Source organism: Aeromonas sp. JL9, assembly GCF_024436075.1.
Classification (GTDB): Bacteria; Pseudomonadota; Gammaproteobacteria; order Enterobacterales; family Aeromonadaceae; genus Aeromonas; species Aeromonas veronii.
This window is the reverse complement of the sequence record NZ_JANFNV010000010.1, coordinates 52,787-69,264: the sequence shown is the minus strand read 5'-3', so window position 1 is coordinate 69,264 and position 16,478 is coordinate 52,787. Positions and strand designations below refer to the sequence as shown.

The window sequence follows — 16,478 nt, the reverse complement described above, 5'->3', positions numbered from 1 at the left end:
GGCTGATCGGCGGTAATAGGCGCCAAAACGCCTGCCACATTTTCAGGGAATATCGGGGGCTGCGGCCCCTCAGGGAGGAAAGATGAGTCAGCCAGAATCAAACAAGGCGTGGCAAGCGCGCCGCGAAGCGGCCGTGGTTAACGGCGTCGGCACTCTGCTGCCGGTCTTTATCGACCGGGCGCAAAACGCCGAGCTGTGGGATTTGGAGGGCAACCGCTACATCGACTTTGCCTCCGGCATCGCCGTGCTCAACACCGGTCACAACCACCCCAAAGTGGTGGCGGCGGTGCGTGAACAGCTGGAAAAGTTCAGCCACACCTGCTTTCAGGTCACCCCCTACCCCAGCTATATCGAGCTTGCCGAGAAGCTCAATGCCCTGGTGCCTGGCCCGACGCCGAAGCGCACCCTGTTTCTCTCTACCGGCGCCGAGGCGGTCGAGAACGCCATCAAGATTGCCCGCGCCCACACCGGTCGCAGCGGCACCATCGCCTTCAAGGGGGGCTTTCATGGCCGCACCATGATGGGCATGGCGCTCACCGGCAAGGTAGTGCCCTACAAGACCGGCTTTGGCCCCTTCCCGGGCGAGGTCTACCACATCCCCTTCCCCGCCGATTATCTCGGGGTGAGTGAAGAGGATGCCCTGCACGCCCTCGAGCTCTGCTTCAGCGCCGATATCGAGCCGAATCGCGTCGCCGCCATCATCATCGAGCCGGTGCAGGGTGAAGGTGGCTTCTATCCCGCCTCCCCAAGCTTTATGCAGAAGCTGCGCAGCGTCTGCGACCAGCACGGCATTCTGCTGATCTGCGACGAGATCCAGAGCGGCTTCTGTCGCACCGGCAAGACCTTCGCCACCGAGTATGCCGGCATCGAGCCGGACATCATGACCCTGGCCAAGAGTCTGGCGGGGGGCTTCCCTCTCTCGGCGGTGGTGGGCAAGGCGGAGGTCATGAACTCGGCCAAGCCGGGGGGACTCGGTGGCACCTATGCGGGATCCCCCATTGCCTGCGCCGCAGCGCTGGCGGTCTTGCAGGTGATCGACGAGGAGAAACTCAACCAGAAAGCGCTGGATCAGGGGGAGCAGATCAAGGCGGGGCTGGAACGCATAGCCGAGCGTTTTGACTGCATAGGTCAAATTCGCGGCCCCGGTGCCATGGTGGCCATGGAGCTGGTGAAACGCCGTGATGCCAGCCAGCCCGATCCCGACCTCACCAAACGTCTGGTGGCCGAGGCGGGCAAACGGGGTCTGGTCCTGCTCTCATGCGGGGTGCGCGCAAATGTCATCCGTTTTCTCGCCCCCCTGACAGCCCCTGCGGCAGTGATTGACGAGGGGCTGCAACTCCTTGAAAAATCACTGGAGGCCATACTGGCCTGACCAGCAGGAAAGTGACCACTTACCTGTGCAAATAAATGCAATTTTGCCCCCTTTTTTTCTTGTCAAGGGGGCCCTGCAAATGCACAATGCGCCGCCACTGAAAGAACCGATGTAAAACAATGGCATCGGTTCTTTTTTAACCAGTGAACAAACCCATAAACGAGGCCGGATCACCCCCGGAAAAGATAGCGAGATTGGCAGCAGTCTCCCGACACCACATTCTGTGAGGAACAACATGGGGCATCTCAATGCTTTCCAACCGGCCATGGCCGGTGTGCGCCGCCCTGGCGCCCTTGATTCCCGGGCCTCTCTCCCGGTTTCGTTGATGGACCGTGCCACTCTGGCACTGCATGAGGAACATGCATAATGGCGGCCCAACAGGTTGGTCTGAAAAAGACCCTCAAGCTGTGGCAGGTCGTGGTTATGGGACTGGCGTACCTCACCCCCATGGCGGTGTTCGACACCTTCGGCATCGTCACCGAGATCACCGAAGGCCATGTGCCGACCGCCTACCTGTTTGCCCTGATCGGCATGCTGTTCACTGCCCTGAGCTACGGCCATCTGGTGCGCAAGTTCCCGTCAGCCGGCTCCGCCTATACCTATGCCCAGAAGGTGTTTCACCCCTATGTCGGCTTTATGGTGGGCTGGACCTCCCTGCTCGACTACATGTTCATGCCAATGATCAACATGCTGCTGGCCAAGATCTATCTGGGCGCCCTGTTCCCGGAGGTAGAGCCCTGGACCTATATCTTCGGTCTGGCGGTGGTGATGACCGCCCTCAACCTGCGCGGCATCAAGCTGGTGGCCAACTTCAACAGCCTGATCGTGGTGATGCAGTTCAGCATCATCGCCATCTTCATCGGCCTGATCGCCTGGGGCGTTCACAACGGTGAAGGGCTGGGTACCGTGGCCAGCAGCCGTCCCTTCTTCTCCGAGCAGATCCAGGTATCGCCGCTGTTGATGGGGGCCTCCATCCTCTGTCTGTCGTTCCTCGGCTTTGACGCCATCAGTACCCTGTCGGAAGAGACCCCGGACGCGGATCGGGTGATCCCCCGCGCCATCGTGCTGACGGCGCTGATCGGCGGTGTGCTGTTTGTCACCACCTCCTACTTCCTGCAGCTCTACTTCCCGGACATCTCCCGCTTCCAGCATCCGGATGCGGTACTGCCGGAGATCGCCCTCTATGTGGGCGGCAAGCTGTTCCAGGCGGTGGTGCTGGTCTGCACCACAGTAGCGGTGCTGGCCTCGGGGCTCGCCTCCCACGCCGGTGTATCGCGCCTGCTCTACGTGATGGGTCGTGATCGCGCCCTGCCTGCCCGCTTCTTCGGCTACATCCATCCGAAGTGGCAGACCCCGGCGTTCAACGTGCTGCTGGTCGGCCTGCTGGCCCTCTCTGCGGTGTCGCTGGATCTGGAGATGGCGCTGGCGCTGATCAACTTCGGCGCTCTGGTGGCCTTCACCTTCGTCAATCTGGCGGTGATTGCCCACTTCTATGTAAAGCTGGGCCGCAACAAGTGTCTCAAGGATCACCTGATGTACCTGCTGCTGCCGCTCTGTGGCGCCGCCTGCATCGGGGTACTGTGGCTCAACCTCGAACCCTCCTCCTTCGAGCTGGGGCTGATCTGGGCGGCGCTGGGGGCCATCTACCTGTTCCTGCGCCTTACCGTGTTCCGCATCCCGCTGCATACCGCAGACAAGGTGGAGATCGCCCAGTAACCGCGGCTCAACCATACCGTCATACAAAACAAGGAGCCTGCGGGCTCCTTGTTGTTTTTGCGGCGCTCTGGTTGCCAGCAGCACGGGTTGCCAGAAATGCGGTTTCTGCAGGAAGTGTGACTGATTTCAAATAACTACCCAGCCGGATTGCTCGCCGTGCCATGGCTCAAGCCGCATCGCCCCCTATCCCCAGTCATTAATATGAATGGATATGCAATAGATCTTTTTCCACTTCACCCCCTCCCATCCCCCGCCAGCCGATAAGCTCGCTGGACTCGAGCCCGGGGGAGCTCCGCCAAATATGATCAGGATCAATGTTGAGGCGCTATGCGCCCTGCAGCCCCGATTTGCCGATTTTTCATACGCCATGACAGGGTTCTCTTCCCCCCCGAAAAAGGGGGAGTGGCTCGGGGACGGCTGCAGGGGGCGAGTGACCACTTACCTGCCCTGTGCGTATGCAAAAAAATGCGTGAATTCGCCCTTTTTTGCTTGTCAAGGGGGCTGACCGAATGCACAATACGCCACCAATAAAGGACCGATGTTCACTGCGACATCGGTTTTTGTATTTTTGAAGTGCAGTACAAACCCACCACAAGAGGCCGGAACGTTTCCGGAAGTGATATTCGAGATTGCCAAACAATCTCCCGACGTTGAGAGGATAACAATGGGGCGTTTTAATGCTTTCCTGCCGGTACAGCCCGGTATGCGCCTCCCCGGCGCCCTTGATGTACAGGCTTGCGAATCCATCGTATCCCTGCGCTCGTTGCAAGCACGTGCTGCGGCACTGATTGAGGAGAAAGCGTAATGGCATCGCAAAACGCCAAGCTGCTCAAGACCCTTACCCTGACACAAGTGATTGTGATGGGTCTGGCCTATCTGACCCCCATGGCTGTCTTCGACACCTTCGCCATCGTCGGTGACATCACCGATGGCCGGGTCGCCACCGCCTATCTGCTGGCTCTGGGTGGCATCCTGCTCACCGCTTTCAGCTACGGACATCTGGTACGCAAGTTCCCCTCTGCGGGCTCTGCCTATACCTATGCCCAGAAGGTGTTCAACCCCTACGTCGGTTTCATGGTCGGCTGGTCATCCCTGCTCGACTACATGTTCATGCCGATGATCAATATCCTGCTGGCCAAGATCTACCTGACCGCCATGTTCCCGGGCGTCGAGCCCTGGGTGTTCATCTTCGGTCTGGTGACCGTGATGACCTTCCTGAACCTGCGCGGCATCAATCTGGTGGCCAACTTCAACGGTCTGATCGTGGTGATCCAGCTGGCCATCATCACCCTCTTTATCGGCCTGATGGCGTGGGGCATCTACCACGGCGAAGGGGCTGGCACCCTGATGAGCAGCCGTCCGTTCCACTTCGAGTCAGCACAGCTGGTACCGCTCTTTACCGGTGCCACCATCCTCTGCTTCTCGTTCCTGGGCTTTGACGGTCTGAGCTCCCTCTCCGAAGAGACCCCGAACGCCGGCAAGGTGATCCCCAAGGCGATCGTGCTGACTGCCCTTATCGGCGGCATCATCTTCGTGGTGGTCTCCTACTGCCTGCAGCTCTACTTCCCGAGCCTCTCCCGCTTCCAGCATCCGGACGCGGTACTGCCGGAGATCGCCCTCTACGTTGGCGGCACCTTCTTCCAGTCCGTGGTGCTGGTCTGCACCACGGTCGCGGTACTGGCCTCCGGCATGGCGGCACACGCCGGTGTGTCGCGCATCCTCTACGTGATGGGGCGTGACCGCATGATCCCGGAGCGGGTGTTTGGCTACATCCACCCGAAATACCGCACCCCGGCCATCAACGTGCTGATGGTGGGCGGTCTGGCCCTCTCCGCCGTGTCGTTTGATCTGGATACCGCGCTGGCGCTGGTCAACTTCGGCGCACTGGTGGCGTTCAGCTTCGTCAACCTGTCGGTGATCGGTCAGTTCTGGGTGCGCGAGAAGCGCAACAAGACCCTCAAGGATCACGTCATCTACCTGTTGATGCCGCTGCTCGGCGCCGCCACCATCGGTGCTCTGTGGATCAACCTGGAGCAGAGCTCGCTGGAGCTGGGCCTGATCTGGGCGGGCCTCGGCGCAACCTATCTGTTCCTGCGTCTGGCGGTGTTCCGCATCCCGTTCCGTCAGTACGAGGAAGCGGCTGACGCCTGATCCTTTGCGGATAACGGATAGACAGAAGGGGAGCCATGGCTCCCCTTTTTGCTTCCGGTCTCTTGCCGGTCACACGGGCTTGGGCCCGGTCTGCTTACTGCTTATCCAGCACCGCGGTCGCCGCAGCCTTTAGCGGATCGCGAGCGATGGTTTTGGCATCCTGCTCTGCCTTGTGCAGCTGCTGGTTTGCCTTGTCCATCTTCTGCTGCATACCGTTGCCGCTCTCCTTGAGATCGGCGCGCTTCTCACCCAGCAGGTCGGTACGGCCTTTTTGCACCTCGGCTTTCACCTTCTCTTTCTCCTGCTTCACCAGCTTGCTGGTATCACAGTTGCCCTTGACCCCCAGAGTGGCATTCACCGCTTCGTTTTTGAGGGCCTTGTCGAGGTTGCAATCGGTTTTCAACAGGCTGGCCTGTGCCCCTGCCGAGAGCAGCCCCAGCGACAGAGAGAGGATCCATGCACGCATCATCTTGTTTACTCCTGCTTGCCAATAAAGGGGCGCAGTGTAGCGATCACGTCCCGGCTGGCAAGGCGGCAGTGCCTTCGTTTCCCCTTTTGCCACCCCAGAGCCAACCGGCTCGGTCAGCGCTTGTCGCCGCAGTTCGTCGTCATAAAAACATCATCGAAATGTCACGTTGTCATATTTCTGTCATTAACCATTGATTAAATGCGCGGGTCATCAACAACCCAAGACGGAACGACCGTCTCAAGAGGCTTTATGCAACACCATCACTCCTTGTCACAGCCGCCCGCGACCCGCGCCCTGTTCAACTGGATGAGTGTCATCGTACTGGTCTACCTGATCCTGGTTGCCGTGGGCGCCATCTCCCACGGCTTCAAAGATTTCTCCGGCGGCGCCGAGGGCGCAGCCCAGATCTTCGCCTTTGCCAACAACCCCTTTGTCGCCCTGCTGCTGGGTATTCTCGCTACCGCGCTGGTGCAATCCTCCAGCACCGTCACCTCGGTGATCGTCGGTCTGGTGGCTGGCGGCCTGCCCATCAGCATGGCCATCCCCATGGTCATGGGTGCCAACCTCGGCACCACCATCACCAACACCATCGTCTCCATGGGCCATGTGCGGGATCGCGCCGAGTTCCGCCGCGCTTTCGCCGCCGCCACCGTGCACGACTTCTTCAACCTGCTGGCGGTGTTCATCTTCCTGCCGCTGGAGCTGATGTTCGGTCTGCTGCAACACAGCGCCGAGTGGCTGGCCAACCTGCTGGTAGGCTCCGCCAACATGTCGATGAAGGGCATGGATTTCATGAAACCGCTGACCGCCCCGGCCCAGCAGCTGATTGACAGCGCCGTGGCCTTCCTGCCGGGCAAGGGCGCCGCCATCGCCACTATCATCATCGGTATCCTGCTGATCCTCGCTTGCGTCACGTATCTCGGCAAAGTGCTGCAACAGGTACTGGTTGGCCGTGCCAAAGAGCTGCTGCACAAGGCGCTGGGCCGTGGCCCGCTGACCGGCATCACCTCCGGTGCGCTGGTGACCATCATGGTGCAGTCCTCCTCCACCACCACCAGCCTGATGATCCCGCTGGCCGGCGGCGGCGTGTTCAGCACCCGTCAGCTCTACCCCTTCACCTTGGGGGCCAATATCGGTACCACCATCACCGCCCTGCTGGCTGCCACCGCCATCAGCGGAGCCGGTGCCCAACTGGCCCTGACCATCGCGCTGGTCCACGTGCTGTTCAACCTCTTTGCCGTGGTCATCATCTATGGCATCCCCTTCCTGCGCGACCTGCCGGTGCGCGCCGCCGAGGGGCTGGCCCGGGTAGGCAGCGAGAACAAGCTGCTGGCTCTGGGTTATGTGACGGGTCTCTTCTTCGCCCTGCCCGCCCTGATGATGGTGGCCGCCAAGTAAGCGCAGCTGCCATGACAAGGGGCGAGTCACCGACTCGCCCCTTTTTGCGTCCAGTTCGACGGGCTTTGCCTGCCTGCTCACATCCTCCCGCCCTGTGGCTCGCCATCAGGGGCAGTGCGCGATAAGATGGCGTCCTCATTGCACTTTTTACATTTCATGGAACAGGAAAAACCGATGAAATTCATACTGATCGCGCTGCTCATCGCCGGTGTGGCCTACTACTTCTACTCCAGCAGCAACAACAAGAAGCTGGCGGCAGACAACGTGCGGATTGGCGCCGAGTTCCTCGCCAGCAACAAGGAGAAGCCGCTGGTGACCACCACCGCCTCCGGCCTGCAGTACGAAGTGCTGACCCCGGGCACCGGCACCGTTCACCCCACCGCCACCAGCAAGGTGAAGGTGCACTACGAGGGCAAACTGCTGGACGGCACCGTCTTTGACAGCTCGGTCGCCCGTGGCGAGCCCATCGAATTTGGCCTCAATCAGGTGATTGCCGGCTGGACCGAAGGGGTGCAGCTGATGGTGGAAGGTGAGAAGACCCGTTTCTACATCCCCGCCAACCTCGCCTACGGCGACCGCGCCGCTGGCAAAATCCCGCCGGGATCCGTCCTGATCTTTGACGTGGAGCTGTTGGGTATCCAGTAACCGCGCAGGATGTTCCAGTGGCAATATCCCGCTGAGCGCCCGTACTGATCTTTGATGTGAAGCTGCTGGGTATCCAGTAAGCGCACCATCAGCAACAAGGCCAGCATTATGCTGGCCTTGTTGCTATGGAAACCTCACTCCCCCTTGGCGATCCCTTCCCGGCGCGGATCCGCTGCGCCAAACCAGCCACCAGCGTTGCGCTCAACCCCTTGCAGGCCGGAGGTCTGCTCGTTCAGTACCACCTCGTGTCCCCTCGCCTTCAATTCCTCGACCACCGACATGGGGGTGCGTCCCGCTTCCAGCTCGGTGGGGCCGTTGCGGCTGCCAAAGTTGGGCAGGTTGATAGCCTGTTGCAGGTTCAGGCCCCAATCCTGAGTGCCGAGCAGGGTCTTGCCCACGTAGTTGATGATGGCGGAGCCCCCCGGCGAGCCCAGCGTCATGGTCAGCTCGCCGCTTGGCTTGTCAAACACCAGCAGGGGTGACATGGAGGAGCGGGGCCGCTTGCCCGGCTCCACCCGGTTTGCCACCGGCAGACCGGCGGCATCCACCGAGGTGAAGGAGAAATCGGTGAGCTGGTTGTTGAGCAGGTAGCCGTTGACCATCTGACGCGATCCGAAACCATCCTCGATAGAGCTGGTCATGGAGATGGCCATCCCCGCCTTGTCGACAATCGAGACATGGCTGGTAGAGGGGAGTTCCGGAGTCGCATCCTTGCCGCGTGCCAGCGCCAGTGGCGGCGTACCGGGCTTGGCAATCCCCATGGAGTGCTGACCGACAAGCTTGCCCCGCTCGGCCAGATAGCCCTTGTCCAGCAGCCCCTTCACCGGCACGCTGACAAAATCGCTGTCGGCGACGTACTGGTTGCGATCGGCGAAGGCCAGACGCGCCGCTTCGCTGTAGAGGTGGATAGCCTCGCTGGAAGCTGCCAGTCCCCCCTCCGTCGTGGTGATCGGCTTGAGGGCTGCCATATCGCGGCTCTCCAGCATGCCGAAGATCTGGCCGAGCGCCAGGGTGCCGGACGACGGAGTGGGAAAGCCGCAGATCTTGCTTTGTCGATAGTCAAAGCAGAGGCCATCACGCACTTTGGCCTGATAGCTGGCCAGATCGGTGGCCGCCAGTACCCCGGGATTGGTGGGATGCTGGCGTACCTTGGCCACCATGGCATCCGCCAGCGGCCCCTGATAGAAGGCATCCGCCCCCTCTGTGGCCAGAGTGCGCAACACCTTGGCCAGCGCCGGGTTGGTCAGTCGGGTACCCGCCGTTTTGGGGCTGCCATCCGCCTGATAGAAGTAGGCTCGCGCCTGCGGATCCCGTGCCAGATAGGGATCCTTGGCCAGCAATGTGGCCAGCCGTGGACTTATTACAAATCCTTGTTCTGCCAGCGTGATGGCGGGCTCGAAGAGCGCAGCCCAGGGCAGCTTGCCATAACGCTGATGGGCCAGAGCCAGGGCGCGCAAGGTACCGGGAACGCCGACCGAACGGCCCCCGACCACCCCGTCATAAAACGCCAGCGGCTTGCCATCTTGCATAAACAGCTGGTCGGTGGCGGCAGCCGGCGCCGTCTCGCGGCCATCCACCGCACTCACCTTGCGCCCATCCCACACCAGCAGCAGCGTCCCGCCGCCAATCCCGGAGGATTGCGGCTCCACCAGCGTCAGCACCAGCTGCACCGCAATGGCGGCATCAACGGCACTGCCACCGGCCTTGATGATCTGGTAGCCCGCATCCACCGCCAGCGGGTTGGCGGCCGCCACCATGAACTCATGGCCCTGCCAGCCCTGCTTGTCGGTCCAGCCACTGGCCGCCTCCGGCGCAATCAGGGTCTGGGCTGGCGGGGTGTAGTGAAAGCCATTGTCACTGGCACAACCGGCCAGCAGGGCAAGGGCGACAGCCAGCCCCAGAGGTTTGCGCAACATGACACTCTCCTTGTCTGTTTTATGACCATGAAGAAGGACTATGTCACGATTGGCGCTGATAGCTCAAGTTATTGAACAAGATCAATATCTTACTCATCTATCAATAATGGCTATCCGCAATAGGTATAAAAAAACCGCCCGAAGGCGGCTTTTACGATGGGATGGCAGAGGCCAAACAGGCGCATGTCCGGTTAGATGGACTGCTCTTCGCCACCCAGGGCGGCAAACAACGCCGGAATAAACTGGGACAGCTCGGAGGTGACCAGCGCGAAGTCCGCATCCAGACGGGCGGCCGGATCTTCGCTGGTGACGTCGTCATTCTGCTCACGCAGCTCTTCGCTGAACTTCAAGCGCTTGATGGAGAGATCATCCCCCAGCACGAAGCTGACGGTCTCGCCCCAGTTGAGGGCCAGCTTGGTCACCAGCTTGTCGTTGGCCAGATGGTTCTTGATTTCATCCGTCATCAGATCCTGCTGCTTGCAGCGGATGATACCGCCGTGCTCCATGGCACTGCGCAGCTCGGCTTCATCTTCCAGAGTGAAGGAGGCGGGCAGATTGCCCTCGTTCAGCCACTCGGTCATGGTGATCTCCGGCGGGTTCTTGAGGGCCACCGGCACCACCGGCAGGGAGCCGATGGATTTGCGCAACAGTGCCAGCAGATCGTCCGCCTTCTTGGCAGAACCTGCGTCCACCACCATCAAATTGTCGGCCGGATTGATCCAGGCGAAGGTCTGGCTGGTACGACTGAAGGCACGGGGCAGCAGGGTGTGGAGGATCTCCTCTTTCAGCGCTTCCTTCTCTTTCTTCTTGAGGGCGCGTCCCTGTTCAAACTCGATCGCCTCTACCTTCTCGGCCAGCATCTCCTTGACCACGGTACCGGGCAGCATCTTCTCCTCTTTGCGAGCGCAGATGAGGATGTGGCCGGAGGCAGAGTGGGTCAGGGTTGAGCCGAATTTGCCAAGGGGCTTGACCCACCCGAAACGGGAGATGTCCTGACTGCCGCAAGGGGTGAAGGCACAGGCTTCCAGCTGGGTTTCCAGCTGATCCACGGTCAGGTCAAAGGGGCGGGTAAAGCGATAAATCTGCAGGTTTTTAAACCACATGGCGTCCTCGGTCTCTAGATTGTCCGGCGGGCATTGTACTAGAGAGGCGCTTTGTGATCAGCCAATCATTCTCGCTAAATAAAGGGCGATCGACCTCACAGGGTCTCATTTATATCACCTGAGCGGTCACCAAGTTCCCCTAGACTGCGAGTTGTGCAAGTTGTTAACAAGGATGAAATTATGTTACGGCCCAGTCGCCCGGAAGACATGGAAGAGATCGTCGAAATCTGGTTGCTGGCCTCCCTGCAGGCCCACGATTTCGTCGATGCCTCCTGCTGGTGGCAGGCCCAGGAGGATCTGCGTACCCGCTATCTCGATCGCGCCGCCATCTGGGTGTTTGAGGAGCGCGGCGATCTGCTCGGTTTCATGGCACTGGTGGACAACTATCTCGCCGCCCTGTTCGTGCGCCCCGACCGTCAGGGTCGCGGCGTCGGCCACGCTCTGCTGCAGGAAGCCAAGCGTCAGGGGGCGTCGCTCCACGCCAGGGTCTTCGTCGAGAATGATCAGGCGGTGCGTTTCTATCGCCGCCACGGCTTCGTCATTGAGGCCGAGGAGTCCGATCCCCTCACCGGCCACCCCCAATACCGGATGTGCTGCGAACCTGCCTGAATCGATGCCAGCCCCCTGTTTTACTTGAAAAAAGCACGGGGCATCCTCATCTTGTCCTCATCGGGTGCCACATGCACCGTCCCTGCAACCGGGCTGCTTTCCAATGAAAATCCTTCATACCGCCGACTGGCACCTTGGCCATCAACTCCATGGTCATGACCGCCGTTTTGAACACGATGCCTTCCTAGACTGGCTGAGCGACACCCTCAAGGCGCGCGAGATCGACGCCCTGCTGGTAGCGGGCGATCTGTTTGATACCGCCAATCCCCCCGCCAGCGCCTGGCAGCAACTCTATCGTTTTCTGGCGCGGCTGCGCGCCGAGATGCCCCACCTCAACATGGTGCTGATCGGCGGCAACCACGACTCCCCCTCCAAGCTCGATGCCCCCCACGAGCTGCTGCGCGCCTTTGATCTGCATCTGGTGGGCAGCATCAGCCGCGACAGTGAGGGCAAGCTCGAGACCGACCGTCTGCTGGTACCGCTGCAAGACCGGGAGGGCAAGATCGCCGCCTGGTGCGCCGCCGTGCCGTTCCTGCGCAGCAGCGATCTGCGGGTAGAGTCTTTGGAAGAAGGACAAGACAGGCTGATCGAAGGGGTACGGCAGGTCTATGCCGAGGTGCTGGCCGAAGGGCGCGCTCGCTGCGGGGAGGCGCTGCCGCTCATCGCCATGGGCCACGCCTATCTGGCGGCGGGCCAGCTCTCGGAGCTGTCGGAGCGGCGGGTGCTTGGCGGCAACCAGCATGCCCTGCCCGCCGATCTTTTCGCCGCAGCCGACTACACGGCGCTCGGTCACCTCCATCTGGCCCAGAGCCCGACCGAGGGGGTGCACTACAGCGGCTCGCCGCTGCCGCTCTCGCTTGCCGAAGCGAACTACAACCATCAGGTGCTGGAAGTGACCTTTACGGGGGGCAAACTGGCCGGGCTGGAGCGGATCCCTGTACCCCGCGCGGTGGAGATGATCCGCCTGCCCCAGAGCCCCCTCGACAACGCACTCAAAGCCATCGCTTCGCTCGAGCTGGCTGCTTGTCCCCAAGAGGCACAACCCTTCCTCGAAGTGCGGCTGCTGCTGCCCAAGCCCGAGGCCCGCATCCGCGAGCGCATTCTGGCGGCCATCGCCGACAAGCCAGTGCGGTTGGCCCGCATCAGCACCCAATATCAGGGCTCGGGCGAAGGGCTGGCCGATGGTCGCGAGCGGCGCAGGCTCGATGAGCTCTCCCCCACCGAGGTGTTTCGCCTCTGCTATCAGCGCCAGTTCGAGGGGGAACCCGAGGCCAAGTTGGTTGCCTCGTTTGAAGAGATCCTGGAGCAGGTGAAGGAGTCAAACCAATGAAAATCTTGTCTCTGTCAGGTGAGAATCTGGCCAGTCTGACCGGCCCCTTCACCATCGACTTTACCAGGGGGGCGCTCGGCGCCGCCGGTCTGTTTGCCATCACCGGCAACACCGGCGCCGGCAAGAGCACATTGCTCGACGCCATTTGTCTGGCCTTATACGACGAGATGCCGCGCTTTATCGCCAATCGCAAGAATGTGGCCGAAGTGGGCCGCATGGATGATGAGGAGAAGCTCAAGGCCAACGATGTACGCGGTATTCTCAGTCGCGGCCACGCCAGCGGTTTTGCCGAGGTGCAGTTTCGCGGCTGTGATGGCCGCATCTGGCTGGCCCGCTGGGCGGTGCGCCGGGCGCGAAACCGCTCGGAGGGGCGTTTTCAGGCGCAAGAGCGCACCCTGACCGATATGGAGTCGGGGCAGGTCTTCTCCGGCAGCAAGCGGGAGCTGCAGGATCGCATCGACGAGCTGGTGGGTCTCTCCTGGGAGCAGTTCCGCCGCGCGGTGATCCTGCCGCAAGGGGAGTTTGCCGCCTTCCTCAAATCGGACGCCAACGAGCGCTCCGCCCTGCTCGAACGGATGACCGGCACCGAACTCTACTCCGCCATCTCCATCCAGACCTATGAACGGGCGCGGGAAGAGCAGCAGAAGCTGGCCACCATCGCCCAGCGCCTCGGCGACGTGGCGCTGATGGATGAAGCGACCCGCGAACAGTGGGTAAGCCAGCAGGTGAGCCTCTCCACCACCCTCAAGCACGAGCAGCAACAGCAGCTGCTGATGCAGGACTTGCGCGACCTCAACAGCCGCATAGCCACCCAGCAGCAAGGTTGCAGCGAGGGGGAAGCCGCGCTGGAGGCCGCCATGCAGGCCCACGGCACCGCCGCCCCCGAGCGCGAGGAGTTCGCCCGCGCCGAGCAGGCGCAGGTGGCCCGCGCCGATCACGACGAGCTGGCCCGCCTCACTCTTGAGGTGCAGCAGCAGGAGAAGGTGATCGCCGAGCTGGGGCCGGAACTTGCCAAACTTGAGGAGCAGACCCAGCAGAGCGCCCTCACCGAACAGCAGCTGCTGGCAGAGAAGATCGCCGCCGAGCGCGAATGGGGCGCCCTGCAACCCGAACTCAAGCGGGCACAGGAGCTCGATACCCGCATTCGGGAAAAGCAGCAGCAGTTGCAGAAGATCCAGCAGGAGGGGACTCAGGAGCGGGAAGTGCAGCTCACCCTCGAGCAGGGGTGGCGCGAACAGAGTCAGCAGGTGGAACAGCTCAGGCGCCAGCACCAGCAGTGGAGCCTCTGGCTCGAAGAGAACAAGGAGCTGGCACCGGTCGCCCGCCAGTGGCAGCCCCTGCTCACCGCCATGCAGGATTGGGCCGGGGATGCCGACAAGCTGCAGCAATTGCTCACCCTGCGCGACCACAAGCTGCGCGCCCTGCAGCAGCTGCAACGCCAGCTGGAACAGGGCCAGCAGGAGCGCGACTACTGGCAGCGCGAGCAGGAGCGGCTGCAGCAGCAACAGAACGAGCTGCAGGAGCAGCAGTGGGAGAGCCGCCTCGCCAAGGCGCAGGAGCAGTGGCAGCAGCAAACCGAACAGCTGGGTCAGCTGCGCCAGCTGCTGGAGCTGGCCGATTACGGCCGCAACCACGGCGAACAGCATACCCGCCTGCAACAGGAGATTGCCCAGCTGGAGCAGGCGCTGGGCAAGCTCGCCACCCTCGGCGACGAGCTGGCCCCCGCCCGCGAGCGGCTCGCCCTGCAGCGGGATGAGGCGCGCCACGCGCTGGAGCAGTCCCGTGCCATCGCCAGCTTCGAGCAGTATCGCCATATCCTGAGCGATGGCGAACCTTGCCCGCTGTGCGGTTCCGGGGAACACCCCTACAGCCAGAGCCAGCCGCAGGTAGCGGGGATCCTGGGTCAGCTGGCGGAGCGGGTCAGAAGCCTCGAACTCGAATGGGATCGGCTCAATCATCAATACATCCAGTGCGAGAGCGAGCGTCAGGAGCTGGCCCGCCAGCTGGCGGTGCGCCAGCAACATCTGCCGGAGCTGGAGGTACGCGCCGAGCAGCTGACCCAGCGCTGGCAACAGCTGGGAGGCGATACCCTGCTCGGCCATCAGCTGCCGCTGCGCCAAAGCCCCATTGAGTGGAACGAGCTGATGAGCACCCTGCTTGGCCGTGGCCAGGCGCTGGAGCAGGGGTTGGCCCAGAGCCAGCAGCAGCTGCGTCAGGCCCAGCTTGGCCAACAACAGCTGCAAGGGGTGCGTCAACAACTGAGCCAACTGGCTGCCCAGCACCAGCAGTTTGACCAGCAGTGGCAAGAGGCCGACCGCCAGCGCATCGCACTGGAAGGGGAAGTGAAGGGGATGGGCGAGCAGGAGGCGACCCTGCGCCAGCGTCTGGAACAAGGCGCCCACCGCCTCGACGAGCAGATGGGCGGCCAACCGTGGCGCCAGTGGCTCGGCAGCCAGCAGTGGCACGAGTGGCAGCGAGCCTGCGAAGCCTGGCTGCACGGCCAGAGCGAGTGGGAGCGGCTGGCCAGCGAGATCGCCAGCCTCACCCCGGCCCTGAGCGCACAGGAGGCGCGCCTGCAGACCCAGCGCGAGCTGCTGCACAAGCTGGAGCGGGACTACAAGGAGCACGAGCAGCAGCGGCAGGGGCTGCTCACCAGCCGCAGCGGTTGTCTCGGTGGCGAGGAGATACCGTTGGTCGAGAGCCGCTGGCAACAGCGGCTGCAACAACTCGCCAGCGAACTGGAGGCGATGCAACAGAGCGCCCGTGCTCTGCGGGAGCGGCAGACCGAACTCAAGACCCGCCTCACTCATGTGGAGCAGGAAAAGCAGACCAGCAGCCGCCGCAAGCGGGAGGTGCTGGGCCGCTGGGCCGCCCACGCCAGCACCCTTGGCATTGCCGAGTACGACCTTCGCCGCCTGCTCGCCATCACCCCCGATGAACTCAAGGCTCGCCGCACGGCCCTGCAAGGGTTGGAAGATGCCCTTGGTGAGGCGCGTACCCGCCTCGCCGAGCGGCAACGGGCGCTGGCGCTGGAGGAGAGCAAGCGGGATCGCTATCGCGAGCACCACCCCGAGCTGGCCGCCCTGCCGGATGCAGAGCTGAGCGATCAACTGGCGGCACTCGATGCCCGTTGTCGCTCCCTTGAAGAGCAGCTGTTCGAGTGCAAGAGCAAGCTGGCACAGGCCGAAGCCGCCGCTCTCAAGGCGGGTAGCCTGCAACAGGAGCTGGCCGCCCAGCAGGCGGTGGCCGACCACTGGCAGCAGCTGTGCGATCTGATCGGGCAGGCCAACGGCGCCAAGTTCCGCACCTTCGCCCAGAGCCTCACCCTCGAACGCCTGCTGCTGGAGGCCAACGCCCAGCTCGCCGAGCTGTCGCCGCGCTACCGGCTGGAGCGGGTACCCGGCACCGATCTGGCGCTGCAAGTGGTGGATCTCGACATGGGGGACGAGGTGCGCTCGGTGGACTCCCTATCCGGTGGCGAGAGTTTTCTGGTGTCGCTGGCGCTGGCGCTGGCCCTCTCCAGCCTCTCGTCACGGCAGACCCAGGTCGAGTCGCTGTTTATCGACGAGGGGTTTGGCACCCTGGATCCGGACAGTCTGGATCTGGCGCTCGCCAGCCTCGACTCCCTGCAGGCCGCCGGTCGCCAGATCGGGGTTATCTCCCACGTCCAGACCCTGGTGGAGCGGATCGGCGTGCAGATCAGGGTCGAAGCCCTCGGCGGCGGCGAGAGCCGGGTAGTCGTTCCCTGAGAGCCTTCGGCTCAATCACC

At 62.4% G+C, this 16,478-nt stretch carries 12 protein-coding genes; 9 read left to right on the top strand and 3 right to left on the bottom strand.

The annotated features are described in order from the left end of the window. The first annotated feature begins 82 nt into the window (after positions 1–82). The 4 genes from gabT (at position 83) to NOM06_RS09885 (ending at position 5,239) form a co-directional block, all read left to right on the top strand. Positions 83–1,372, top strand: a complete 1,290-nt coding sequence (gene gabT / locus NOM06_RS09900) for a 4-aminobutyrate--2-oxoglutarate transaminase (RefSeq protein ID WP_255911372.1) — start codon at positions 83–85, stop codon at positions 1,370–1,372. 366 nt (positions 1,373–1,738) lie between these two features. Next, positions 1,739–3,088 (top strand): APC family permease, encoded by a 1,350-nt coding sequence (locus tag NOM06_RS09895; protein ID WP_042657529.1) that lies wholly within the window; start codon positions 1,739–1,741, stop codon positions 3,086–3,088. Positions 3,089–3,752: 664 nt separating this feature from the next. Next, positions 3,753–3,893 (top strand): hypothetical protein, encoded by a 141-nt coding sequence (locus NOM06_RS09890; RefSeq protein ID WP_005338239.1) that lies wholly within the window; start codon positions 3,753–3,755, stop codon positions 3,891–3,893. Beyond that, a complete protein-coding gene (locus NOM06_RS09885; protein ID WP_005350109.1) occupies positions 3,893–5,239 on the top strand; it encodes an APC family permease in 1,347 nt (448 codons plus the stop codon). The genes NOM06_RS09890 and NOM06_RS09885 overlap by 1 nt, the downstream gene beginning before the upstream one ends. A 94-nt stretch (positions 5,240–5,333) precedes the next feature. On the opposite strand, the gene NOM06_RS09880 is transcribed toward NOM06_RS09885, so the two are convergent. After that, complete coding sequence (locus NOM06_RS09880) at positions 5,334–5,708, bottom strand: hypothetical protein (RefSeq protein WP_225315422.1); 375 nt, start codon at positions 5,706–5,708, stop codon at positions 5,334–5,336. A gap of 249 nt (positions 5,709–5,957) precedes the next feature. Between NOM06_RS09880 and NOM06_RS09875 the strand changes: the two genes are divergently transcribed. Both NOM06_RS09875 and NOM06_RS09870 read left to right on the top strand, forming a co-directional pair. Further along, a complete protein-coding gene (locus NOM06_RS09875; RefSeq protein ID WP_064338447.1) occupies positions 5,958–7,106 on the top strand; it encodes a sodium:phosphate symporter in 1,149 nt (382 codons plus the stop codon). Between the two features lie 174 nt (positions 7,107–7,280). After that, complete coding sequence (locus NOM06_RS09870) at positions 7,281–7,751, top strand: FKBP-type peptidyl-prolyl cis-trans isomerase (RefSeq protein ID WP_005347462.1); 471 nt, start codon at positions 7,281–7,283, stop codon at positions 7,749–7,751. Between the two features lie 134 nt (positions 7,752–7,885). Here the strand turns inward: NOM06_RS09870 and ggt are convergent, their stop codons facing one another. Together ggt and rdgC are read right to left on the bottom strand one after the other, a co-directional pair. Further along, entirely contained in the window at positions 7,886–9,667 is a 1,782-nt protein-coding gene (ggt, locus tag NOM06_RS09865) for a gamma-glutamyltransferase (protein WP_255911370.1), read from the bottom strand. A 191-nt stretch (positions 9,668–9,858) separates the two neighbouring features. Next, a complete protein-coding gene (gene rdgC / locus NOM06_RS09860; protein WP_005350107.1) occupies positions 9,859–10,770 on the bottom strand; it encodes a recombination-associated protein RdgC in 912 nt (303 codons plus the stop codon). A 180-nt stretch (positions 10,771–10,950) separates the two neighbouring features. On the opposite strand from rdgC, the gene NOM06_RS09855 reads away from it, so the two are divergent. The 3 genes from NOM06_RS09855 (at position 10,951) to NOM06_RS09845 (ending at position 16,458) form a co-directional block, all read left to right on the top strand. Then, positions 10,951–11,379 (top strand): GNAT family N-acetyltransferase, encoded by a 429-nt coding sequence (locus NOM06_RS09855; RefSeq protein ID WP_005338252.1) that lies wholly within the window; start codon positions 10,951–10,953, stop codon positions 11,377–11,379. Between the two features lie 103 nt (positions 11,380–11,482). Continuing rightward, positions 11,483–12,709: an exonuclease SbcCD subunit D C-terminal domain-containing protein gene (locus NOM06_RS09850; protein ID WP_255911368.1), complete on the top strand. Its 1,227-nt coding sequence runs from the start codon at positions 11,483–11,485 to the stop codon at positions 12,707–12,709. After that, entirely contained in the window at positions 12,706–16,458 is a 3,753-nt protein-coding gene (locus NOM06_RS09845; RefSeq protein WP_255911366.1) for an AAA family ATPase, read from the top strand. The genes NOM06_RS09850 and NOM06_RS09845 overlap by 4 nt, the downstream gene beginning before the upstream one ends. Positions 16,459–16,478 lie beyond the last annotated feature (20 nt).